We start from the raw sequence: 25040 nt of genomic DNA on the forward strand, positions 1-25040 counted from the left end.
ATATTGACATCATCAAGGTCTGCTGTGGCAGCCTCATAGGCCAAGTTGACCGGATGATGAAGGGGCAGGTTCCAGACTGGGAAGGTTTCAAACTTAGCGTAACCAGACTTGATGCCATTGAGTTGGTCATGGTACATATTGGACATACAAGTTGCCAATTTTCCAGAACCAGGTCCAGGAGCGGTTACGACAATCAAGTTGCGACTGGTTTTGATGTAGTCGTTTTTTCCCATGCCTTCTGGAGAAATGATGTGGTCCATATCAGTCGGGTATCCTTTGATCGGATAATGAAGATAGGAATCAATTCCGTTTTTATCTAACTGATTGCGGAAGGCATCTGCAGCGGGTTGTCCAGCGTATTGTGTGATGACAACAGAGCCGACAAAGATCCCCAGCTCATTGAATTTATCAATCAAGCGAAGAACTTCTTGGTCATAAGAAATGCCTAGGTCGCCACGCGCTTTGGAATGCTCGATATTGCTAGCGTTAATGGCAATCACAACCTCAACTTGCTCTTTCAATTCTTGCAAGAGCTTGATTTTATTGTCAGGCTCATAACCAGGAAGGACTCGAGCAGCGTGGAAATCTTCTAACATTTTGCCACCAAACTCCAAGTAGAGCTTGCCGTCAAATTGGTTAATGCGCTCCAAAATGTGGTCGCGCTGTAGATTCAAATATTGTTCAGAACTAAAAGCTTGTTTTTTCATTTTTTTACCTCTGACCTCTATTATATAAAAAAATTGGGAGTTAGGAAACTACGGAGCTAAAAAAGAAATCAAAAAGATTAGGCAAACGCTTGCACTAAGTTTTAAAAAGCGCTATCATAGACTATAGATTATTAAAATAATGAGGTAAACAGATGCAAGAAAAATGGTGGCACAATGCCGTAGTTTATCAAGTCTATCCTAAGAGCTTTATGGATAGCAACGGAGATGGGATTGGTGATTTGCCAGGAATTACGAGTAAGTTAGACTATCTAGCTAAGCTAGGGATTACAGCAATTTGGCTTTCTCCCGTTTATGACAGTCCTATGGATGATAATGGTTATGATATTGCTGATTATCAAGCGATTGCAGCTATTTTCGGGACTATGGAGGACATGGACCAACTCATCGCAGAAGCCAAGAAGCGCGATATTCGAATTATCATGGACTTGGTGGTCAATCATACATCAGATGAGCATGCTTGGTTTGTCGAGGCCTGTGAAAATCCTGACAGCCCTGAACGTGACTACTATATCTGGCGAGATGAGCCCAATTATTTGGAGTCTATCTTTAGTGGGTCTGCTTGGGAATACGATGAAAAGTCGGGTCAATACTATCTTCACTTTTTCAGCAAGAAGCAGCCTGATCTCAACTGGGAGAATGAAAAACTACGCCAGAAAATTTACGAGATGATGAACTTCTGGATTGATAAAGGTATTGGTGGTTTCCGTATGGATGTCATTGATATGATTGGTAAGATTCCTGATGAGAAGGTAGTTAATAACGGTCCTATGCTCCATCCTTATCTCAAGGAAATGAATCAGGCGACCTTTGGAGATAAGAATCTCTTGACAGTAGGAGAAACTTGGGGGGCGACACCAGAAATTGCCAAACTCTACTCTGATCCAAAGGGTCAAGAATTGTCTATGGTCTTCCAGTTTGAGCACATCTGTCTTCAGTATCAGGAAGGGCAACCTAAGTGGCATTACCAAAAAGAGTTAAATGTAGGGAAGTTAAAAGAGATTTTTAACAAATGGCAGACTGAGTTAGGAGTTGAAGACGGCTGGAATTCCCTCTTCTGGAACAACCATGACCTTCCTCGCATCGTCTCAATCTGGGGAAATGACCAAGAATACCGTGAAAAATCTGCCAAAGCCTTTGCTATCTTGCTTCATCTCATGAGAGGGACTCCTTATATCTACCAAGGTGAGGAGATTGGGATGACCAACTATCCTTTTGAAACACTGGACCAAGTAGAAGATATTGAATCCCTCAACTATGCGCGTGAGGCTCTTGAAAAAGGTGTTCAACTAGAGGACATTATGGACAGTATCCGTGTCATCGGACGTGATAATGCCCGTACCCCGATGCAATGGGATGAAAGCAAAAATGCTGGTTTCTCAACTGGTCAACCTTGGTTGGCAGTTAATCCAAACTACGAAGAAATCAACGTTCAAGAAGCACTAGCAAATCCAGATTCTATTTTTTATACCTACCAAAAACTGGTTCAAATCCGTAAGGAGAACAACTGGCTGATTCGAGCTGATTTTGAATTGCTTGATACAGCTGATAAGGTCTTTGCTTATATCCGTAAGGATGGAGACCGTCGCTTCCTAGTTGTGGCTAACTTGTCCAATGAAAAACAAAACTTTTCAGTAGAAGGAAAAGTTAAATCTGTCTTGATTGAAAACACTACTGCTAAAAAAGCAGTTGAAAAACAGGTCTTGGCTCCATGGGATGCTTTCTCTGTGGAACTGACTGACTAAAATGAACAAACCTCAAGCTTTTGAAGCTTGAGGTTTTTTACTAAAAATTGTATTGAAAAATCTTTAAAAAATATTTGTTAGAATTTTCTAAAAAATTATGCGAAAGCCCTTGCTTTTATAAAAAAATAGGGTATAATGGTGAAAATACTATCTTAAAGGAGATTACTTATGAGATCGAAAAAGTGGCTCTTAGGAGCAGGTGCTGTTTTGAGTGCAGCCCTTCTGTTAACAGCTTGTGGGCAAGGTGAAAAAAAGGCTGATGCTCCCAAGACATTTTCATATGTCTACGCTATGGATCCATCATCTTTGGACTACAGCGTGACGAGCAAGAGTTCAACTTCTGACGTTATAGCCAACGTTGTCGATGGCCTTTTGGAAAATGATAAGTATGGAAACTTAATTCCATCACTTGCAGAAGACTGGTCCGTTTCTAAAGATGGTTTGACTTATACCTACAAACTTCGTAAGGGTGTAAAATGGTATACATCTGAAGGAGAAGAGTATGCTGAAGTCAAGGCCAAGGACTTTGTTACTGGTCTGAAACACGCGGCTGATGGTAAATCAGATGGCCTCTCTCTCCTTCAAGATTCTATCAAAGGTTTGGCAGAGTATATCAGTGGAGAAAGCAATGATTTCTCTACTGTAGGAGTTAAGGCTGTTGATGATTACACGGTAGAATACACGCTTAACAAACCAGAAAGTTTCTGGAATTCTAAGGTTACAACTGCTACTATGCTTCCAGTTAATGAAGAATTCTTGAATTCCAAAGGGAGCGACTACGGTGCGCCAACCCCATCAAGTATCCTTTATAACGGTCCTTATTTCTTGAAATCATTGACTTCAAAATCAGTCATTGAGTATGAAAAGAATCCAAACTACTGGGATAAGGACAATGTTAAGATTGACAACATTAAACTAACCTTCTATGATGGTTCCGACCAAGAATCCTTGATTCGAAGCTTTACACAAGGTGCCTATACAACAGCTCGTCTCTTCCCAACAAGCTCAAACTTTGAGTCAACTAAGAAAGAGTACGGAGATAAGATTGTCTATAGTCCCCAAGAAGCGACAAGCTACTATCTCACTGTTAACGTAAATCGCCAGTCTTACGATAAAACAGCCAAAACAGACGAGGCTCAAAAAACATCAACAAAAGAAGCTCTTCTCAACAAGAACTTCCGTCAAGCCTTGAACTTTGCCCTTGACCGTCATTCTTACACGGCTCAGTTGAATGGTGAAGAAGGTGCGGATAAAATTATCCGTAACAGTCTAGTACCTCATGACTACGTTCAAGTAGGTGAAAAGACATTTGGAGAGTTGGCACAAGCAGAGCTGGTTTCTTATGGAGACCAATGGAAAGATGTAGCCCTTACTGATGGTAAGGATACGCTTTACAGTCCTGAAAAAGCCAAGGTAGCCTTTGCAAAGGCTAAGGCAGAATTGCAGGCTAAGGGTGTGACCTTCCCAATTCGTTTGGATGTTCCAGTTGAACAGACCGATGTCATTGCCGTTCAACAAACCAACTCACTCAAGCAGTCTATCGAATCAACACTGGGTACGGAGAATGTCATTGTCGATGTCCTTCAAATGACCGATAATGAGAAAATGAGCATTACTTCTCAAGCTAAGGTTCCAGCACAAAAAGACTACGACTTGAATGGAACTGGTTGGGGACCAGACTATCAAGACCCAGCTACCTACCTAAACATTCTTGATGCTAAGAAGGGTTCTGCCCTTAAACACTTGGGTATCACTCGTGGAAAAGATCCAGAAGTGATGGCTCAAGTAGGTCTAGACGAATACAAGAAACTCTTGGATGATGCCGCAGCTGAAACAAGCGACCTCAATAAGCGTTACGAAAAATACGCTAAAGCGCAAGCCTGGGTATCGGATAGTTCGCTCTTGATCCCAGTTGCTTCTTCAGGTGGTTCTCCAACTGTTAGCCGTACTGTACCATTCACAAAAGCATACTCTCAAGTCGGAATCAAGGGAGATCCATTTGTGTTCAAAGGTTTGGAATTGCAAAATGATGTCGTGACTACAAAAGAATACGAAGAAGCTCTCAAGAAATGGCAGAAAGAAAAGATTGAAACAAATGCCAAATACCAAAAAGAGCTAGAAAAACACGTTAAATAATCTATAAGAAAGGAAGGTGCATATTGCTTGCGCTTCCTTTCTTTTTATTTGACTAGGTTCATCATTCATCTATAAAAGAGTCAGAAACTTTACAATTTAAGATAAATTTGATAAAATATGGCTATGTTATAAAAAGTGACATAAAGGAGTAGAGGATGAACATGAAAAAAAGACTCATCGGAACTGGTCTTGTCCTAGCTACAGGAATTTTACTGACAGCTTGTGGACAGTCAAATACTGATACAAGCACTTTCTCATCAACATTTAGTGCAAATCCGACGACATTTAACTATCTTTTAGACTATTATGCAGATAACACTTCAGTGATTACCAATCTTGTGGATGGTTTGTTAGAAAATGATAGCTATGGGAATCTAACGCCAGCTCTAGCTGAAAATTGGTCAGTTTCGGCGGATGGTTTAACCTATACCTATAAACTCAGAAAAGATGCCAAGTGGTACACTGCTGATGGAGAAGAGTACGCTCCAGTCAAAGCCCAAGACTTTGTCACAGGGATTAAGTATGCTGCGGACAACAAGGGTCAAGCCATGGATCTCATCCAAAACTCTATCAAGGGATTGAATGACTATGTGACAGGTGCGACCAATGACTTCACAACAGTTGGTGTCAAAGCCTTGGATGACTATACGGTTGAGTACACTTTGACTCGACCAGAGCCCTATTGGAACTCAAAGACCACCAATAGTATCCTTTTCCCGGTTAACGAAGAGTTTTTGAAATCAAAAGATAAAGAATTTGGAACCTTAACGCCAAACAGCATCCTTTACAATGGACCTTACTTGTTAAAAGATTTCACATCAAAATCTTCAATCGAGTATGTGAAGAATCCTAACTACTATGATCATGACAAGGTGACCATTGAGAAAGTTAAGTTAGCTTACTTTGATGGGTCAGATCAGGAGATGACCATTCGAAACTTTGAAAGTGGCGCCTATACGCTTGCGGGAGTCTATCCAAATAGCTCGAGCTATGCCAAGACAAAAGAAAAATACCAAGACAATATCGTTAATAGCTTGCAAGACAAGACATCTTGGTACTTTAACTTTAACGTCAACCGCAAAACCTATAATCATACCGCTAAAACAACGGATGAACAAAAGAAATCAGCTCAAACAGCTATCTTAAATAAAAATTTCCGTCAAGCTATCAACTTTGCCATCGATCGGACAGCCTATTCTGCTCAATCTAACGGGCAAGAAGCAGCAAGTAATACCCTTCGTAATACCCTTGTTCCCCCAACATTTGTGCAGGTAGGAGACAAGAGTTTTGGAGAAGTGGTTTCTTCTAAACTTGTTCAGTATGGAACAGAATGGTCAGGAATCAACTTAGCAGATGCCCAAGACGGTTATTTTAACAAGGAAAAGGCCCAAGCAAAATTTGCGGAAGCTAAAAAGGAATTGGAAGCCCAAGGGGTGACCTTCCCGATTCATTTGGACATCCCAGTTGATCAAACCAATAAAAATGCGGTTTCTGGTATGAATTCGCTTAAACAGACACTTGAAACAGTACTAGGTTCTGATAATGTCGTCATTGATGTTCAGCAACTTTCAACGGATGACTTTGGGAATGTCGCTTTCCTAGCACCAAATCCAGCAGCTCGTGATTACGATTTGAACTTTGATGGCTGGGTTGGTGATTACCAAGACCCGTCAACTTATCTGGATCCATTTAACGCCGAAGATGGTTTTTATCTCAAAATTTTCGGTCTAGATGCTAAGGAAGACCAAGAACTCATCAAGAGTCTAGGACTTGATACCTATACGAAACTTTTAAAAGAAGCAGACGCTGAGAATCAAGATGTCGCTAAGCGTTATGAAAAATACGCTGAAGCTCAAGCTTGGATGATTGATAATTCTCTAGTTATGTCTGCTATGTCAAATGGTGGTACAGCCTCTGTGACCAAAGTAACTCCCTTTACACGTGCCTACTCTCTAGTGGGAATCAAAGGTGATGGAAATAACTACAAGTACATGAGACTGCAAAAAGATCCTGTTACCAAGAAACAATTTGATGAAGCTAAGGCTAAGTGGGAAGAAGAAAGTAAAAAGGCTATTGAAAAGAGTCAAAAAGAATTTTTAAACCACGTTAAATAAAAATGAAAGACAAGCTGGCAAGATAAAATGCCCTTGTCTTTTTAATTTGTCATCGAGAAATGAAGTTAGTATACTTTTAAAGTAAATAAAGCATATAGAAGTGAATGAAAACGCTGAGAATGGTGGGAATAATTGGAATTTCTTTCATAATTGTGATATAATAAACCTAATTATTAACGTATGGGGGATTAACATGAATAGACGTTCAAAGAGAACTCGGTCTGGCAACATGAAACGAAATATTAACATAGTCTTATTAACCATTTATCTATTGTTGGGTGGTTTTTTGCTGTTCTTGATTTTTAGACACAACATTTTAGCTTTTAGATACCTGAATATTATTTCTGCAGTTTTCGTTTTATTAGCTGCTTTAGTAGGACTACTGCTTATTGTTTATAAAAAAGCTGAGAAGTTTACGGTCTTCTTTTTGACGCTTGCCATCTTAGTTAGTTCATTTTCTCTCTATGCTTTGCAACAGTTTGTCGGTTTTACCAATCATATCAATTCGACGTCAAATTACTCAGAGTATTCGATTAGTGTGGTCGTTTTGAAAGATAGTGAGATCAATAATGTGACCCAACTGGATACGGTTACGGGGCCAACAGAGACAGACAATGACAATATTCAAAAGTTGTTAGCAGATATTAAGACCAGCCAAAGTAAGGACTTGACGGTTGAGAATGCGACTTCTTACCTAGCAGCTTATAAGAGTCTGCTTTCTGGTGAAACGAAAGCAATCGTCTTAAATAGTGTCTTTGAAAATATTATTGAAGCAGAGTATCCTGACTATGCTTCTAAAATCAAGAAGATTTACACTAAAAATTTGATTAAAGAAGTTGCTGCACCTAAGGTATCGAAGAATAAAGCTTTCAATATTTATGTGAGTGGTATTGATACCTACGGTCCAATCAGCTCAGTTTCGCGTTCAGATGTAAATATTTTGATGACGGTGAACCGTGATACCAAAAAAATCCTTCTCACTACAACTCCTCGTGATTCCTATGTACCAATCGCAGATGGAGGAAACAATCAAAAGGACAAATTGACCCATGCAGGGATTTATGGAGTAGACTCGTCGATTCATACCCTAGAAAACCTATATGGTGTGGATATCAATTACTACGTCCGTTTGAACTTCACTTCGTTCTTGAAGTTGATTGACCTTTTAGGTGGCGTAGATGTTTATAATGACCAAGATTTCACATCTTTACACGGGAAGTTCCATTTCCCAGTTGGAAATGTCCACTTAGATTCTGAGCAGGCTCTGGGATTTGTTCGTGAGCGCTACTCTCTTGCAGATGGAGATCGTGACCGTGGACGCAACCAACAAAAGGTTATTGTAGCTGTTATTCAGAAATTAACATCAACTGAGGCTTTGAAGAACTATGACAATATCATTAAAGGATTGCAAGATTCTCTTCAAACCAATATGCCTTTGGAAACCATGATGGATCTAGTCAATACTCAGTTAGAGAGTGGAGGAAATTACAAAGTCAACTCTCAAGACTTGAAGGGAATTGGTCGTATGGATCTTCCTTCTTACGCCATGCCAGATAGCAACCTCTATATGATGGAAATCGACGATAGTAGTTTGGCTGCTGCGAAAGCTGCTATCAATGATGTGATGGAGGGGAAGTAGAATGATCGATATTCATTCGCACATTGTTTTTGATGTAGACGATGGTCCGAAGTCGATAGAGGAAAGTAAAAACCTTCTAAGAGAGGCCTATAGTCAAGGAGTGCGAACAATCGTTTCAACATCGCATAGACGAAAAGGAATGTTTGAAACTCCTGAAGAAAAGATCGCAACCAACTTTCTCAAGGTACGAGAAATGGCTAAGGAAGTTGCTGATGACCTAATCATTGCCTATGGGGCTGAAATCTACTATACTCCGGATGTCGTTGAGAAGTTGGAAAAGAAATTAATCCCCACGCTCAACGATAGTCGCTATGCTTTGATTGAATTTAGCATGAATACACCCTATCGAGACATGCATAAGGGATTGAGTGATATTCTAATGCTGGGTATTACGCCAGTCATTGCCCACATTGAACGCTATGATGCTTTAGAAAACAATGAAAAGCGCGTGCAAGAGCTGATTGACATGGGATGTTATACTCAAGTCAATAGTTCTCATGTTTTGAAACCTAAACTCTTCGGAGAAACTTATAAATTCATGAAAAAGAGAGCTCAGTATTTTTTAGAGCGTGACCTCGTTCATGTAATCGCTAGTGATATGCACAACTTGGATCATAGACCGCCTCATATGGAAGAAGCCTATGATATCATTGCCAAAAAATACGGTAAAAACAAGGCCAAGGAACTCTTTAAAGAGAACCCAAGAAAAATCATAATGGATCAACTAATTTAGGAGAAAAAATGAAAGAAAAGAATGTTATGGAAATTGATGTATTCCACTTGTTAAAAATTCTATGGAAACGAAAATTGCTGATTGTCTTGGTAGCATTTCTGACAGGGGCAGTAGCATTTGCTTACAGTAGTTTTATTGTGAAACCAGAGTTTACCAGTACGACCCGCATTTATGTGGTCAACCGTAATCAGGGAGATAAGCCTGGTTTGACCAACCAAGACTTGCAAGCGGGATCTTACTTGGTAAAAGACTATCGTGAAATCATTCTCTCGCAAGACGTTTTAGAAAAAGTTGCGACTGATTTGAAACTAGATCTCCCTCCAAAAGGTCTAGCTAGTAAAATCAAGGTAACAGTTCCAGTGGATACGCGTATTGTTTCTATCTCTGTTACTGATCGTGCACCTGAGGAAGCGAGCCGTATCGCTAACTCTTTGAGAGAGGTTGCTGCTCAAAAAATCATCAGTGTCACGCGAGTTTCAGATGTGACAACGCTTGAAGAAGCGCGTCCTGCAACATCCCCATCGTCTCCAAATATCCGTCGCAATACCATGGTTGGATTTCTTGCTGGAGCGGTTGTAATGGTTGTTACGGTTCTCCTAGTTGAACTCTTAGATACACGAGTGAAACGTCCAGAAGATATCGAAGATGTGATGCAAATTGCGCTATTGGGAGTAGTTCCAAATTTGGATAAATTGAAATAGGAGAGAAAAATGCCAACATTAGAGATTGTACAAAAAAAATTAGATTTGGCAAGAAAAGCTGAAGAGTATTACAATGCGCTTCGTACCAATATACAGTTGAGTGGGAATAATTTGAAAGTTATTTCGATCACGTCTGTGAAACCGGGTGAAGGGAAGTCAACTACTTCTACAAATATTGCTTGGGCCTTTGCGCGTGCGGGCTATAAGACGCTGTTAATCGATGCCGATATTCGTAATTCTGTCATGTCAGGTGTTTTTAAATCACGCGAGAAGATTACTGGACTAACAGAGTTCTTATCTGGGACGACAGACCTATCACAAGGGCTATGTGACACCAATGTAGAAAACTTGTTTGTTATTCAAGCGGGTTCTATATCGCCCAACCCAACAGCCTTGCTACAAAGTGAAAATTTTGCAACCATGCTTGATACCTTGCGTAAGTACTTTGATTACATCATTGTGGATACAGCCCCGATCGGAGTTGTCATCGATGCAGCTATCGTCACCCAAAAATGTGACGCTTCTGTTTTGGTAACGGCAGTAGGTGAAGCTAATAGAAGAGATGTTCAAAAGGCGAAAGGGCAGCTCGAACAAACAAGCAAACCATTCTTAGGAATTGTGCTCAATAAATTGAATACATCTGTTGAAAAATATGGTTCCTACGGTGCCTATGGCTCTTACGGAAATTATGGGAGAAAATAGGGGCTCTTGTAGTTTAAAAATTTTCTGAGGATGTTATTACAAGGGGGAGTTTAGGTGAAACAAAATAATATCATCTATTTTTGTTTTAAAAGATTTATGGATGTAATTATCGGCTTGTGTGGAACAATACTTATTGTTTTACCCTGTTCTCTAATCATCTTTTCAATCTACAAGATTAAAGGTTATAAAGGGAGTATATTTTTTACACAATATAGAGCAGGTCTCAGAGGGAAAAAATTTAAAATCATTAAGTTTAGATCAATGGTCGAAAACGCAGAAGAAATTCTGATTTCGAATAAGGAACTTTATGAAAAATATAAAAACAATAGCTATAAATTGCCACCAAACGAGGATCCACGGCTTACAAATATTGGAGATTTTATAAGAAGAACAAGTATTGATGAAGTTCCTCAGTTTATAAATTTGGTACTAGGTGATATGAGTCTTATTGGGCCAAGGCCAATTCTTGAAAATGAACTAGATGAATATTCTAAGGAAGAGCAGGAAGTTTTATTGTCTGTTCGTCCTGGAATTACGGGGATATGGCAAGTTTCAGGTAGGAGTCAAGTATATTATCCTGAACGTTGTGAGATGGAATTGTATTATCCTAGAAATCAGTCTTTATGGCTAGACATCAAAATTTTCTTTTTGACTATTAGAAGAGTGTTATCCGGTGACGGAGCTCATTGAGAATTCAAGCTGAGTCAGTATGAAGTGGAATATATAAAGATAAAATTGAATACAAAAAGGATATCTTTGGTATTCAATTTTATCTTTTTGGGTCAGGATAGTTTTAGTGAAAATCTATTTTGGCTGGATATTTTTTCAATAGAGAATGATTACAATTTTGATTAAAAGGTAGTTGAGCTAGTTATGGATGAAGGGAATTGAATTAGGATATAGAAATGTCTAAAACGTATAGAATCATAGTTGCAACACATAAACAATTTCAAATGCCAGAGGATAAGGACTTGTATATCCCTATCCAAGTTGGTAGTGAGGGTAAGGAAGATTTAGGTTATCAACCAGATAATCAAGGAGTCCATATTTCTCACCTTAATCCTTATTATTGTGAATTAACAGGATTATATTGGGCTTGGAAAAATTTAGAATGTGATTATCTTGGATTGGTACATTACCGTAGATATTTCACATCAACACGACACTCATATAGAGAAGCAATTAGTATGGATGATATTATTCTTTCAAAGTCAGAAGTTAAAAACTTGCTGTCAAAATACGATGTTGTCGTTCCTAAAAAACGGAAATATTATATTGAAACGCTATACTCTCACTATGCACATACTCACGATGCCAATCATTTAGACGTGACACGTCAGATTATTAGCGAGTTGAGACCGGATTATATCGATGCTTTTGATCAGGTCATGAAACAACGCAGTGGCTATATGTTCAATATGTTTATCATGTCCAAAGAAAATGTAGCAGCCTATTGTGAATGGTTGTTCCTAATTATCGATGAACTCTATAGAAGATTGGACATTACAGACTATTCTGCTTTTGACGCTAGATTATTTGGTCGTATCAGTGAACGCTTGTTCAATGTTTGGTTGGCAAAACAAGATTTGCGGGTAAAAGAGATTCCGTTCATTTATATGGAAAAAATTGATTTGATTCAAAAAGGGAAGTCCTTTTTACAAGCAAAATTCTTTGGAAAAAAATATGGACAGAGTTTTTAGATAGGGAAGAATAATAAGAATGAAATTAGTACTAAAAATAAAATCTGTACCAGAACTTTTGGCTCTTATTGCTTTAGGGATATTTTTAACGGTTTCGATATTAAATGTAACTTTTTATGCTCGGTATCTGCCTGGAACAGTTTATAAATTAGCGATAGCTTTTTCCCTCTTTCTTTTGGTTATAAAAGAGTCGTTTAAGAGAAAATATGATTATAGAGCTCTCATTGGTTTGTTTGCAACGATTTTAATTTATTTTATAGTGGGGAAAATGACATCTCTCAGTTCAGAACTTCCTTTAAGTATATTATTTATTTATACTTTACGAGATATTCCCTTTAAGAAGGTGGCGAAAACTTCATTAGTCGTTAGTATGTGCTTGTTGTTTTTTGTTATCATAAGCGCAAGATTAGGAATCATAACGAACTATATAGAAATTTCTGGTCCTCGAGTGCGGACCTATCTAGGTTTTAGATATGCACTATTTCCTTCGATTTTACTGATGAATATAGTTGCTATTGTGTTTTATTTAAAGCAAAACAAAATCCAATACTGGCAATGGTTACTTTTGGCTCTTTCTGTTTATTGGGTATATGATCAAACGGATTCTCGTTTAACATTTTATAGTTCCTGTGTATTGCTGACATGCAGTTTGTTAATAAAATGGTTTCCGAAACTATTTTCAAAGTTAGGATATGTGTTTAAAGCTTTTAAACCAACCTTTATTGTAAATGCAGTTATTAGTTTTTGGGTCTCCGTTACCTATCTCAATTCAAGTCATTCTTTTATCAATGATCTTCTTTTTAAAGTGAATCATATGTTAGGTGGTCGGATATACTTGGCTAATAAATCTTTAAATCTCTATGGTTTTGGATTTTTTGGACGACCAGTTTACTGGAATGGGAATGGTCTGACTGTTGACGGTGTTAGAAACTATCAGACCTATCTGTATGTGGACAATTTGTACGTCCAAATTTTACAGAGATTTGGCCTACTCATCCTGGGATTAATGGTCTCAGTTCTATCTTTGACACTACTTAAAGTCATTAAGAAACGCCAGTGGATTCTTGCTCTGATTTTGATATTAATGAGTTTTCACTCTATGGTTGATGATTTGAATTTGTATCTTCATAACAATATTTTTTGGATATTGGTAGGTGTTTTAATAAACTCGGATTATCAGTTTTCTGATGAAAGCGATGAAGATCTAGGGGGACGTTCGTCTGAAAAAATTGTATAGTGAAATGGTAAGAAGTATTTAACAAGAACTTAAGAGAGCATAGACTGGAAAGACGGTTTTATTTCGATTTATATAGGAGGAAAGTATGTCGGATATCAAAATCATTCAAGATAAGATTTTATCTATTTTGAAAGAGTTTATTAATATTTGCGAAGAAAATAACCTAACCTACTATGCTCTAGGTGGGACCTTGTTAGGAGCGGTACGTCATCAAGGTTTTATTCCTTGGGATGATGACATTGATATTGGAATGCCCAGGGAAGATTATGAAAAGTTCAAAAAAATAGCTTCAAATGTCTTGCCAGAAAACTACAAGTTTTTAAGCGAAGATACATTAAATTACAAAAAAGCTTTCTCTGTGATCCGAGATGATTCTACAAAAATCATCATGAATTATAGTAAAGAAGAATTGGTAGAGAGTTTGTGGATAGACATTTTTCCGTTGGATGGTATGCCCTCTAATGTTTTAAAGAAAAAAATTCATTCTTTGAGATACTTGAATGCAAGGATGATGGTTCAACTCTCGCAATTCAATAGTTTGGTGAATCAGAAAAAAGAAAATCGGCCATTCATTGAAAAGATAATTATTGCTTTTGCGAATGCTGTTAATATTGAGAAGATTATTTCCTTTACATGGGCTCAGAAAAAATATTTACAAACGATAAAAAAATATTCGTTTGATGAAGCTTACGCAGGAAATTTTACGGGAGCTTACAAATTAAAAGAGATAGTACCGAGTGATTACTTTGGAGAACCAGTCCTATTACAGTTTGAAGATCTTAAACTTTGTTGTCCTTGCAAATACAAAGAATATCTAACAGCCATTTACGGAGCGGATTATATGCAATTGCCACCAGAAGATAAAAGGGCTCTTCACCACTACGAGATTATATCACTGGGTGAAAATGAAGGGGAAGTGTAGTTTAAAGATGAAAAAAATCGCTTTAGTGAAATGGAGTATCGATAGAACAGATGGAGGCCTGAAAGTAGCAACCAGCCTTGCAAATGAATTATCAACTATGTATGAAGTTCATCTCCTCTCGATGATTTCTACAGAAAATAATTTCTTCTCGCTGAAACAATCGGTTCGATATCAAAATTTATCATCAAAGAAAATATCTATGAGTAAAAATTTTCTCGAAGCGGTCAAGTTGTTGAGAAACTATCTGAAAGAAGAGAACATTGATATTGTTTTTGGAATCGGAATGAGTATGAATACAGTTTGTGTAGCAAGCACAATTGGTTTGAAAGCAAAATTTGTTTCCTGCGACCATACAAATTCTATAGTAGATATTGATACTAAAGTTAAGAAGATACAAAGGTATATTGGAGCGAAATTTGCTGATAAACTCGTGACCCTTACTCAAGAAGACCGTGAAAATTATATAAAAAAATACGGTGTTTCTGAGGAAAGAATTTGCTACATTTATAATTGGAAAGAGGCTGCTCTTTCAGATGTATCCTATAATAAAAAATCAACTAAAATTGTGACTGTGGGCCGTTTCGATTATCAAAAAGGATATGATTATCTTGTTCAAGTCGCGAAAAAAGTGTTAGCGAAAAGGTCTGACTGGATTTGGGAAATCTACGGTTCCGGAAGTCAAGATGAAGTGGACAAAATCAGAAATTTAATCAACGAAAATGATTTACAGGATAAGCTAGTCATCAAAGGGCTTGAAAAAAATCAGGATTTGATTTATGGAGATAAAGGGATTTATGTCTTAACATCTCGCTATGAAGGTCTACCTCTAGTTCTACTGGAAGCACAACAATACAATCTTCCTATAGTTAGCTTTAGTTGTCCGACAGGACCGAACGAAATTGTTGAAGATGGAGTTAATGGCTATCTGGTTGAGTGTTATGATACGGACAAGTTGAGCCAAAAATTGCTTGAGCTGATGGAAGATTCGAACTTGCGAAGTTCCTTCTCCAATCATGCCAAGGATAATATGGATAAATTCGATAAGGAAAAAATTCTCAAGCAGTGGATTGAACTAATTGAGACGATTTAAGAGATAAGATGAAGGATTGCTTGTTATCAATTGTAATGCCTAGTTATAATATTCAGGACAACATTTCAAAAGGACTGGAGTCTTTTCAATAAGTGCATCCGAATTATAAAAATAAATTTGAAGTACTGGTTGTCATGGATGGTCAATAATTCGGAAAGGTCGTTAAAGGAGCTATAAGGTAAAATTGAGCAAAGCTCATATAAATACGTTCCTACGAAAAAATTGACGGATTGTCTTACTTAAATTATAGGACTAACTTTGCTTTGGGAATAATTTTTAATCCGATTTTGAAGAAATACTCTGAAAAGAAAGAAAAAGAGAGGGGCGTTTAAGATGTTTATCAGCATCGTTGTTCCTGTTTATAATGTTGCAGACTATCTGCATTTTGCGATAGAAAGCTTAATTAAACAGACCTATCAAAACTTTGAGATAATCCTTGTAAATGATGGTTCCACAGATAATTCTCCTATATTATGCGAAGATTATGCAAAGCAATATGAAAATATCCATGTTTTCCACAAAGAAAATGGTGGATTATCTGATGCACGTAACTTTGGAGTGGCAAAAGCCAACTCAGATTGGATTTTCTTTTTAGATCCGGATGATTATCTTGAAGAATATACTCTAGAGTTAATCGTGAAAATTCAGGAAACACATCAAGCAGACTTGATTTCAACAAAGGTAAAAGCTACTTCAAAATATAATGCTTATACTTCTTATCGATTGCAAGACTCAGACTATAAAGATTTGGCTCCGATTACAAAAGAAAAGGCTCTGGAACTAATGTTGGATGACAAAGTTGCAACGGTTTCTGCTTGTGCTAAGCTTTATCGGAAATGTATCTTGGAACGCGTTCCATTTCCAGTCGGGAAAATCTATGAGGATTTTTATGTTGTAGCAGAACATCTTGCTTTAGCTGAAAGGATCGTGATCAGTCCACTTGAAACCTACAATTACTATCGTAGGGAAGGGAGTATAGTTCGTTCAACATTTACTGAAAAAAGATATGATTTCTTTGAAGCTGTTGCAAAAAACGAGGAAGTTATTAAAAGAGAGTACATTCAGAGTCCAGAATTAAAGCAAGCTTTACAAGCTAAAAAATTATTAGGTGGTTTTGTAGTAATTGGTGCAAAAGCTGACTCAGGATTAAAAGATTTTTCAAAAGATAAAGAGTTGTTGAGAGTCGAAATGGGTGATTTGTTAAAAAATAATAAATTATCATGGAAACTAAAACTAAAATACCTTATTTTTATGTTTAACCCTAAATTGTATTTGTTGCTACGATAGTATCGTGCAGAGATCCAATTTAATTTGCAACAAGTGTCAAAAAAATGTAGGAAAGAGGAAATATGAAAGAAGTTTTTAGAATAATTGACCATTATAAGTATGACCAGTCAAACTTTTTGTTTTCACTGATTAATTCTAAATTGGATGACTTGAAATGAAAGTATTAAAAAACTACGCCTACAATCTTTCTTATCAGTTATTAGTGATTATACTCCCAATCATTACGACTCCCTATGTAACACGGGTCTTTTCTTCGGATGATTTAGGGACGTATGGATACTTTAATTCCATTGTCACCTACTTTATTCTCTTAGCGACGCTAGGAGTTGCTAACTATGGTACTAAGGTCATTTCAGGACATCGTAATGAGATTAATAAAAATTTTTGGGGTATCTACTCTCTACAGTTAGGGGCAACAGTTCTTTCTCTGTCCTTATATGCTCTTCTTTGTCTGACCCTTCCCTTTATGCAAAATCCGGTAGCCTACATTCTAGGCTTAAGTTTAGTTTCAAAAGGTTTAGACATTTCCTGGCTCTTTCAAGGGTTAGAAGATTTTCGAAAGATTACTGTTCGAAATATCACTGTTAAACTCGTTGGAGTCATTTCAATCTTCCTCTTTGTCAAATCTGCAAATGACCTATATCTCTATGTCTTTTTACTAACCATATTTGAACTTTTGGGGCAACTAAGTATGTGGTTACCTGCTAGGGAGTTTATCGGTAGTTCTCATTTTAGCATAGAATATGCTAGGCATCATTTAAAGCCGGTCATATTATTATTCCTTCCTCAAGTAGCTATTTCTTTGTACATTACGCTGGATCGTACCATGCTTGGAGCCTTAGCTTCTACAAAAGATGTAGGGATTTATGACCAAGCCTTAAAATTAGTAAATATCCTTCTGACCTTGGTAACTTCCTTGGGAAGCGTTATGTTGCCTCGTGTCGCGCATATGTTAGCGACAGGTGATCATAAGGCAGTCAATAAGATGCATGAAATGTCCTTCCTCATTTATAATTTAGTGATTTTTCCAATGATGGCAGGAATTTTAATCGTCAATGATGATTTTGTTAGCTTTTTCCTTGGGCAGGATTTTCAGGATGCACGTTATGCAATTGCCATTATGATCTTCCGTATGTTCTTTATCGGTTGGACCAATATCATGGGAATTCAGATACTGATACCTCACAATCAAAATAAAGAATTCATGATTTCAACAACAGCTCCCGCAATTATCAGTGTAGGTTTGAACTTACTATTCCTTCCTAAACTTGGATATATAGGAGCAGCCATTGTATCTGTTTTGACTGAGGCACTGGTTTGGTGTATTCAATTGTACTTTACCAGAGTATACTTAAAAGAAGTTCATATTTTGGGGTCGATGACTAAAATTGCTCTAGCATCAGCTATCATGTATGGTATCTTGCTAGGTTTAAAAACACTTATACAATTTTCGCCAACTATAAATGTTATAGTATTTGTAGTGCTTGGTGGAATCATTTATCTTTTTGCAATTCTATATTTGAAAGTGGTAGATGTAAAAGAATTAAAACAAATTATTAGGAAAAACTAGAATGCAAAAAAATCGGAATATCAGTCTAGATTTATTAAAAGTGCTTGCGTGTATTGGGGTCGTTTTACTCCATACAACAATGGGCGGATTTAAAGAGACAGGATCATGGAATCTTTTGGCATATTTATATTATTTAGGTACCTACTCCATTCCCTTGTTTTTTTATGGTCAATGGTTATTTATTGTTAGGAAAAAGGGAAATAACTTATCCTTACATACTTCAAAAAGTCAAATGGATTCTAATAACAGTGTCATCATGGAACATTATCGTTTGGCTCTTTAAAAGAGACTTTGCGGTTAATCCAATTAAAAAAATTGTAGGTTCTCTGTTACAAAAAGGGTATTTCTTTCAGTTTTGGTTTTTCGGTGCCTTGATACTGATTTATTTATGTCTGCCTGTTTTGAAAACAGTTATAAATTCAAAAAGAAAATATGTATACATTCTATCTTTATTGGTGGCAATTGGGTTTATAATTGAATTAGCAAATATTTTCCTTCAGATGCCTATACAAACTCATGTTATGCAAACTTTTAGATTATGGACTTGGTTTTTCTATTATCTTTAGGTGGTTATATAGCGCAATTCAATGTAGACAAGCTCAAATATAGATTTAAAAATTGGATGAAAATAGTTAGCATACTTTTGTTATTGATTTCACCAATTATATTGTGTTTCTTAGCAAAGAATACTTACCATAATCTTTTTGCTGAATATTTTTATGATACTTTATTTGTAAAAGTCAGTACTCTAGGAATTTTTCTAACTATCCTCACGCTTACCTTGAATGAAAACCGAAACGAATGGATTGTTTTCCTTTCTAATCAAACAATGGGAGTTTTCATAATACACACTTATATTATGAAATTGTGGGAAAGGATATTTGGTTTTAATTTTGTAGGAGCATATTTACTTTTTGCTCTATTTACTTTAAGTGTTAGTTTTATTATCGTTGGAATGTTAATGAAGATTCCTTACTTCAATCGAATCGTCAAATTATAAAAAGGAGAACACTATGTACGATTATCTTATCGTTGGTGCTGGTTTGTCTGGAGCAATCTTCGCACACGAAGCTACAAAACGCGGTAAAAAAGTTAAAGTGATTGACAAGCGTGATCACATCGGTGGAAATATCTACTGTGAAAATGTTGAGGGTATCAATGTCCACAAGTATGGTGCCCACATTTTTCATACTTCCAATAAAAAAGTATGGGACTATGTTAACCAATTCGCTGAGTTTAATAACTATATCAACTCGCCAGTGGCTAACTACAAGGGGAGTCTTTACAATCTTCCTTTCAATATGAATACCTTCTACGCTATGTGGGGAACTAAGACACCACAAGAAGTCAAGAACAAGATTGCCCAGCAAACAGCTGATATGAAAGATGTTGAGCCCAAGAACTTGGAAGAACAAGCCATCAAGTTGATTGGTCCAGATATCTATGAAAAGTTGATCAAGGGCTATACTGAAAAACAATGGGGACGTTCTGCAACAGACCTTCCTCCATTTATCATCAAGCGCCTCCCAGTGCGTTTGACCTTTGATAACAACTACTTTAACGACCGTTACCAAGGTATTCCAATCGGTGGCTATAACGTCATCATTGAAAACATGCTTGGCGATGTAGAAGTAGAGCTTGGTGTTGATTTCTTTGCCAATCGTGAAGAGCTAGAAGCATCAGCTGAAAAAGTTGTCTTTACAGGGATGATTGACCAGTACTTTGACTACAAACACGGGGAGTTAGAATACCGTAGCCTTCGTTTTGAACATGAGATTCTGGACCAAGAAAACTATCAAGGAAATGCTGTGGTCAACTATACAGAACGTGAGATTCCTTATACTCGTATCATCGAGCACAAGCATTTCGAGTATGGTACTCAACCAAAGACGGTTATCACTCGTGAGTATCCAGCTGATTGGAAACGTGGAGATGAGCCATATTATCCAATCAATGATGAGAGAAACAATGCCATGTTTGCTAAGTATCAAGAAGAAGCAGCCAAAAATGACAAGGTTATCTTCTGTGGTCGCTTGGCAGATTATAAATACTATGATATGCATGTAACTGTTGAACGTGCATTGGATGTGGTAGAGAAAGAACTAGGAAGTATCTAAGAACATCACAGATAAAGGGGAGAAAAGGTGAAATATTATCTGAAGGATTCATTTCTGAGTAATGAATATGAAAAGAATGCAGGAAATAAGGCACGAAATGACGTGGAAGCTATTCTAGTCTCAGAGGGTTATAAAGGGTTGGAACTCAAGGTTGAGAATTGGTATAAGATGAATTTCTTTGAAGCTCAGCAACACAAATATCGTGCGCTCAAGTCTGTCTTTGATCAGTTGGGAGCTGGGGATGAATTGCTGATTCAGTTCCCGATTATCCACCATACATTTTTCATCTCACAACTCATTAAGCAGGCGCAAAATAGAGGAGTCAAATTCTATCTTGTGATCCATGATATTGAAACTTTGCGTCATGTAGGAAATTCAGCAGTGAAACTTCGTCATAAAGTGAGAAATTACTTCCAAGAGAAGGCAGCTCTTACATCAGTGGATGGCATTATCGTTCATAATGATATCATGAAAAATGCCTTGACAATTCAAGGCATACCATCAGATAAAATGGTTAGCTTGGAGATTTTTGACTATCTGATTCCGAACTTTGAGGAAAAAAGTGTTCCCCAAAAAGAAGAAGCGATTATCATAGCCGGAAATCTAATTCCAACAAAATCAGGCTATCTTTATAATTTGCCAGAACAGCCAGCCTATAATCTCTATGGAATGGGGTACGATGAAAGTCGTGCATTGAAAAACACGACCTACTTTGGTTCCTTTATGCCAGATGACCTCCCAAATGCTCTTCAAGGTAGTTTTGGTTTGGTGTGGGATGGTGATAGTTCAGAAACTTGCCAAGGTTCTTTCGGAAATTACCTACGTATTAACAACTCCCACAAGGCTTCTCTTTATTTGGCTTCGGGCTTTCCTCTAGTGGTTTGGAAAGAGTCTGCCCTTGCGCATTTTGTGCTAGATAAGCAGTGTGGTATAGCGGTTGATTCTCTACATGACCTCCAAAAGGCACTAGACGATTTGACAGATAAAGATTACATGGAACTGTCGGCTAATGCCAGACAAGTAGGAGCAGCGATTCGAAGTGGAGAATATCTGAAATCGGCCATTTCTAAATTGAAGTAAGAATTTGAAGCTACTTATTAATCAGTTCGTTAGAAAGATTACATCATTATGAAAGGTATTATTCTTTCAGGTGGTTCGGGAATGCGCCTGTACCACTTACTCGAGCTGCGTCAAAACAGCTGATGCTTATGACCACGTTACAGATCGAGCTGATCATGACCTCCGCTATGCCATCGATGCCAGCAAACTTCGTGATGAACTAGGGTGGAAACTAGAATTTACCAACTTTGAAGCGGATCTAAAAGAGACCATCAAGTGGTACACGGACAACCAAGACTGGTGGAAATCTGAAAAAGAAGCGGTAGAGGCTAACTATGCTAAAACGCAACAAGTGATTAAATAATCCGATACTAAAAATCAAGAGACCTCATGGTCTCTTGATTTTTGTGTATGTCGTTATCTTTTATTTTCTTACTTCTTGTTTATAAAACTCTTTAAGGGTATCTTGCCAGGTTGGAATGACGAAACCTGTCGCCTTTGCTTTTGTCAAACTCATAGTTGAGTTGAGAGGTCGTTTGGCCTTGGCAGGAAACTTGCTGGAATCTACAGGGATTACTTCGACATCACTGTCTTTAAGAATCTCGACAGCAAAGTTATACCAAGTGGTGTCTTCAGCTGTGTCATTTGATAAGTGGTAGTAGCCATACTCTTTTTGATTATCAGTCAAGTAGGTCATAAATTCAGCCAAGGTTCGTGTCCAGGTTGGGCGGCCGTGTTGGTCGTTGACCACTGTGAGCGTTTTATGGGTTTTGGCTAGATTTTGCATGGTAAAAACAAAGTTCTTTCCATAATTTCCAAAGACCCAAGCAGTACGGATGATGTAATGCTGTGACGTAAGGTTTTCAACGAGTTCTTCACCCATTCGTTTAGTACGTCCGTACTCTGTCTGCGGATCAGGTAGGTCATCGACTTCCCACTCTTGTCCGACTGGTTTCTTCCCATCAAAGACATAGTCTGTCGAGATATAGACAAGAGTAGCTCCGTATTTTTAAGAGGCCTTGGATACATTTTCAGTTCCTATTACATTTATGGCAAAATCAAGCTCTTTTCCTTCATCTTCTGCTGCATCAACAGCTGTGTAGGCGGCGCAATGATAGACTAAGGTCGGCTTGACTTCAGCAAACACTTTCTCTACCATAGCGGAATTGGTAATATCCATTTCTGCTACATCGACTGCAACGTACTCTACATTGCGTTCATCTAGTAGATAACGTAGTTCGGTACCGAGTTGGCCATTAGCGCCTGTAATTAAAATCATCCTATTCTCCTTGTTATTTCTTTCCTTCAATCATAGCAAAAAAACGCTAAAAAATCAGCTTTCGTATCCTGTTTGACGTTTAGACTGGATAAATCATCTGTCAAGTGATTAGGAAAACTAGGTAGGTTATTAAAAGATTTTTTGTCAGAATTTGCCGAATTAAATAAAAAATTCTGAAAATTCTGTTGACATCTTTCTAAAAAGGGTCTATAATGGATAAAAAGTTAAAGAGGAGAGAGATTATGAAAAGTTCCAAACTACTTGCCCTTGCGGGGGTGACCTTGTTAGCAGCTGGTGTTTTAGCTGCATGTTCCGGAGGAGGTTCGGGTGCAAAAGCTGAGAAGACATTTTCTTATATGTATGAAACAGACCCTGATAACCTGAACTATCTAACAACTGCTAAGGCAGCAACTTCAAATATTACCAGCAACGTCGTTGATGGTTTGCTAGAAAATGATCGCTACGGAAACTTTGTCCCATCTATGGCTGAGGATTGGTCGGTATCGAAGGATGGATTAACCTATACTTATACACTTCGTAAGGATGCCAAATGGTATACTTCTGAAGGTGAAGAATATGCCCCTGTCAAAGCTCAGGATTTTGTGACAGGATTGAAATATGCAGCAGATAAAAAATCAGATGCTCTTTACCTTGTTCAAGAATCAATCAAAGGACTGGATGCCTATGTTAAAGGAGAAATCACAGACTTTTCTCAAGTAGGGATTAAGGCGCTTGATGATTACACTGTTCAGTACACATTGAATAAACCAGAGAGTTTCTGGAATTCTAAGACAACCATGGGTGTGATGGCACCCGTTAATGAAGAATTCTTGAACTCTAAAGGAGATGATTTCGCAAAAGGGACAGATCCAAGCAGCATTCTCTACAATGGACCATTCTTGCTCAAATCAATCGTAGCAAAATCTTCTGTTGAGTTTGAAAAGAATCCAAACTACTGGGACAAGGATAATGTCCACCTTGATAAGGTGAAATTGTCATACTGGGATGGTCAAGATACCAACAAACCAGCTGAAAACTTTAAGGATGGTAGCTTTACAATGGCACGCCTCCTTCCAACGAGTGCCAGCTACTCAGAAACTGAAAAAGCCTTTAAAGACAATATCGTTTACACGCCACAAGATTCAGCAACTTATTTGATCGGTACCAACATTGACCGTCAATCCTATAAATATACTTCTAAGACGACAGATGAGCAGAAGACATCGACTAAGAAAGCTCTTTTAAATAAGGACTTCCGTCAGGCCCTTGCCTTTGGTATCAATCGAACTGCCTATGCATCTCAAGTGAATGGGGAGAGTGGAGCAAGCAAGATTCTTCGTAATTTATTTGTACCACCAGCATTTGTCCAAGCTGATGGGAAAAACTTTGGCGAGTTAGTCAAGGAAAAATTGGTAACTTATGGAGATGAGTGGCAGAATGTTAATTTAGATGATGCCCAAGATGGTTTTTACAATCCTGAAAAAGCCAAAGCAGAATTTGCCAAGGCTAAAACAGCTCTGCAAGCAGAAGGTGTACAATTCCCAATCCACTTGGATATGCCAGTAGATCAAACCAACACAACAAAACTGCAACGGGTGCAATCAGTGAAACAATCATTGGAAGCAACCTTGGGAACAGATAATGTTGTGGTGGATATCCAACAACTGCAAAAAGATGAAGTATTGAACATTACTTACTTCGCAGAGTCTGCTGCAGGGGAAGATTGGGATATCTCGGATAATGTTGGCTGGTCTCCAGACTTTGCAGACCCATCTACCTACCTTGACATTATCAAGCCGTCTGTTGGAGAAAATACCAAGACCTACTTAGGATTTGACTCAGGAACCAACAATGCAGCAGCCAAGCAAGTTGGTTTGGAAGACTACGAAAAAATGGTAGTCGAAGCTGGAGGCGAAGTTTCTGATGTTTCTAAACGTTACGAAAAGTATGCAGCAGCGCAAGCGTGGTTGACAGATAGTGCGTTGATCATCCCAACGACATCGCAAACTGGTCGTCCAATGTTGTCTAAGATGGTACCATTTACTTTACCATTTGCTTACTCTGGAAACAAAGGTACGAGTGAAGCGCTCTTGTATAAATACCTCGAAGTCCAAGACAAGCCAGTAACGGTCGAAGAATACCAAAAAGCTCAAGAAAAATGGTTGAAAGAAAAAGAAGAGTCTAATAAAAAAGCTCAAGAAGATCTAGCAAACCATGTGAAATAGCTTTTGCATGACCAAATAAAGGATTTAGTGTTAATAGGAACACTAAATCCTTTATTATT

Annotated in this window: 18 protein-coding genes and 3 pseudogenes; 19 read left to right on the plus strand and 2 right to left on the minus strand. The window is 37.8% G+C overall.

Annotated features, from left to right (window positions below; translation table 11 throughout):
- Nucleotides 1-707: DUF1846 domain-containing protein (locus tag SORDD24_RS04615; RefSeq protein WP_155720128.1), on the minus strand; the 707-nt coding region annotated here is incomplete at its 3' end.
- A 152-nt stretch (nt 708-859) separates the two neighbouring features.
- On the opposite strand from SORDD24_RS04615, the gene SORDD24_RS04620 reads away from it, so the two are divergent.
- From SORDD24_RS04620 to SORDD24_RS04705, 18 genes and pseudogenes are all read left to right on the plus strand, one after another.
- Entirely contained in the window at nt 860-2470 is a 1611-nt protein-coding gene (locus SORDD24_RS04620; RefSeq protein ID WP_061408018.1) for a glycoside hydrolase family 13 protein, read from the plus strand.
- Between the two features lie 168 nt (nt 2471-2638).
- Nucleotides 2639-4606 (plus strand): peptide ABC transporter substrate-binding protein, encoded by a 1968-nt coding sequence (locus tag SORDD24_RS04625; protein ID WP_061408020.1) that lies wholly within the window; start codon nt 2639-2641, stop codon nt 4604-4606.
- Nucleotides 4607-4761: 155 nt separating this feature from the next.
- On the plus strand, nt 4762-6720 hold the full coding sequence (locus tag SORDD24_RS04630) for a peptide ABC transporter substrate-binding protein (protein WP_061408023.1): 1959 nt from the start codon (nt 4762-4764) through the stop codon (nt 6718-6720).
- A gap of 193 nt (nt 6721-6913) precedes the next feature.
- A complete protein-coding gene (locus SORDD24_RS04635) occupies nt 6914-8359 on the plus strand; it encodes an LCP family glycopolymer transferase CpsA (RefSeq protein WP_061408026.1) in 1446 nt (481 codons plus the stop codon).
- A gap of 1 nt (nt 8360) precedes the next feature.
- Nucleotides 8361-9092, plus strand: a complete 732-nt coding sequence (gene cps4B / locus SORDD24_RS04640; RefSeq protein ID WP_061408029.1) for a capsular polysaccharide biosynthesis protein Cps4B — start codon at nt 8361-8363, stop codon at nt 9090-9092.
- 8 nt (nt 9093-9100) lie between these two features.
- The gene (gene cpsC / locus SORDD24_RS04645; protein WP_061408032.1) at nt 9101-9793 is read left to right on the plus strand and encodes a capsular polysaccharide biosynthesis protein CpsC; all 693 of its coding nucleotides are present in this window, start codon (nt 9101-9103) and stop codon (nt 9791-9793) included.
- 9 nt (nt 9794-9802) lie between these two features.
- On the plus strand, nt 9803-10495 hold the full coding sequence (locus SORDD24_RS04650; protein WP_061408034.1) for a tyrosine-protein kinase: 693 nt from the start codon (nt 9803-9805) through the stop codon (nt 10493-10495).
- Between the two features lie 96 nt (nt 10496-10591).
- Nucleotides 10592-11185, plus strand: coding sequence for a sugar transferase (locus SORDD24_RS04655; protein WP_081103560.1), 594 nt, complete (start codon nt 10592-10594; stop codon nt 11183-11185).
- Between the two features lie 215 nt (nt 11186-11400).
- Nucleotides 11401-12195, plus strand: a complete 795-nt coding sequence (locus tag SORDD24_RS04660; protein WP_061408040.1) for a DUF4422 domain-containing protein — start codon at nt 11401-11403, stop codon at nt 12193-12195.
- A gap of 19 nt (nt 12196-12214) precedes the next feature.
- Nucleotides 12215-13432: a hypothetical protein gene (locus SORDD24_RS04665; protein ID WP_061408043.1), complete on the plus strand. Its 1218-nt coding sequence runs from the start codon at nt 12215-12217 to the stop codon at nt 13430-13432.
- A gap of 85 nt (nt 13433-13517) precedes the next feature.
- Nucleotides 13518-14354: a LicD family protein gene (locus SORDD24_RS04670; protein WP_061408047.1), complete on the plus strand. Its 837-nt coding sequence runs from the start codon at nt 13518-13520 to the stop codon at nt 14352-14354.
- A gap of 7 nt (nt 14355-14361) precedes the next feature.
- Complete coding sequence (locus SORDD24_RS04675) at nt 14362-15444, plus strand: glycosyltransferase family 4 protein (protein ID WP_061408050.1); 1083 nt, start codon at nt 14362-14364, stop codon at nt 15442-15444.
- 333 nt (nt 15445-15777) lie between these two features.
- The gene (locus tag SORDD24_RS04680) at nt 15778-16731 is read left to right on the plus strand and encodes a glycosyltransferase family 2 protein (RefSeq protein ID WP_061408053.1); all 954 of its coding nucleotides are present in this window, start codon (nt 15778-15780) and stop codon (nt 16729-16731) included.
- 154 nt (nt 16732-16885) lie between these two features.
- Nucleotides 16886-18301 (plus strand): flippase, encoded by a 1416-nt coding sequence (locus SORDD24_RS04685; RefSeq protein ID WP_061408056.1) that lies wholly within the window; start codon nt 16886-16888, stop codon nt 18299-18301.
- A gap of 1 nt (nt 18302) precedes the next feature.
- Nucleotides 18303-19301: pseudogene (locus SORDD24_RS04690) on the plus strand (acyltransferase).
- A 13-nt stretch (nt 19302-19314) separates the two neighbouring features.
- Nucleotides 19315-20418: a UDP-galactopyranose mutase gene (glf, locus tag SORDD24_RS04695; RefSeq protein WP_061408059.1), complete on the plus strand. Its 1104-nt coding sequence runs from the start codon at nt 19315-19317 to the stop codon at nt 20416-20418.
- Between the two features lie 27 nt (nt 20419-20445).
- Nucleotides 20446-21498 (plus strand): glycosyltransferase, encoded by a 1053-nt coding sequence (locus SORDD24_RS04700; RefSeq protein ID WP_061408062.1) that lies wholly within the window; start codon nt 20446-20448, stop codon nt 21496-21498.
- A 112-nt stretch (nt 21499-21610) separates the two neighbouring features.
- Nucleotides 21611-21841, plus strand: a pseudogene (locus tag SORDD24_RS04705) (dTDP-glucose 4,6-dehydratase); the annotation flags it as partial.
- Nucleotides 21842-21901: 60 nt separating this feature from the next.
- On the opposite strand, the pseudogene rfbD reads toward SORDD24_RS04705, so the two are convergent.
- Nucleotides 21902-22756, minus strand: a pseudogene (rfbD, locus tag SORDD24_RS04710) (dTDP-4-dehydrorhamnose reductase).
- 242 nt (nt 22757-22998) lie between these two features.
- Here rfbD and SORDD24_RS04715 point away from each other — a divergent pair.
- Entirely contained in the window at nt 22999-24981 is a 1983-nt protein-coding gene (locus SORDD24_RS04715; protein ID WP_061408068.1) for a peptide ABC transporter substrate-binding protein, read from the plus strand.
- The last annotated feature ends 59 nt before the right edge of the window (nt 24982-25040 follow it).

It is taken from the genome of Streptococcus oralis, from assembly GCF_001579175.1.
GTDB classification, from domain to species: Bacteria; Bacillota; Bacilli; order Lactobacillales; family Streptococcaceae; genus Streptococcus; species Streptococcus oralis_O.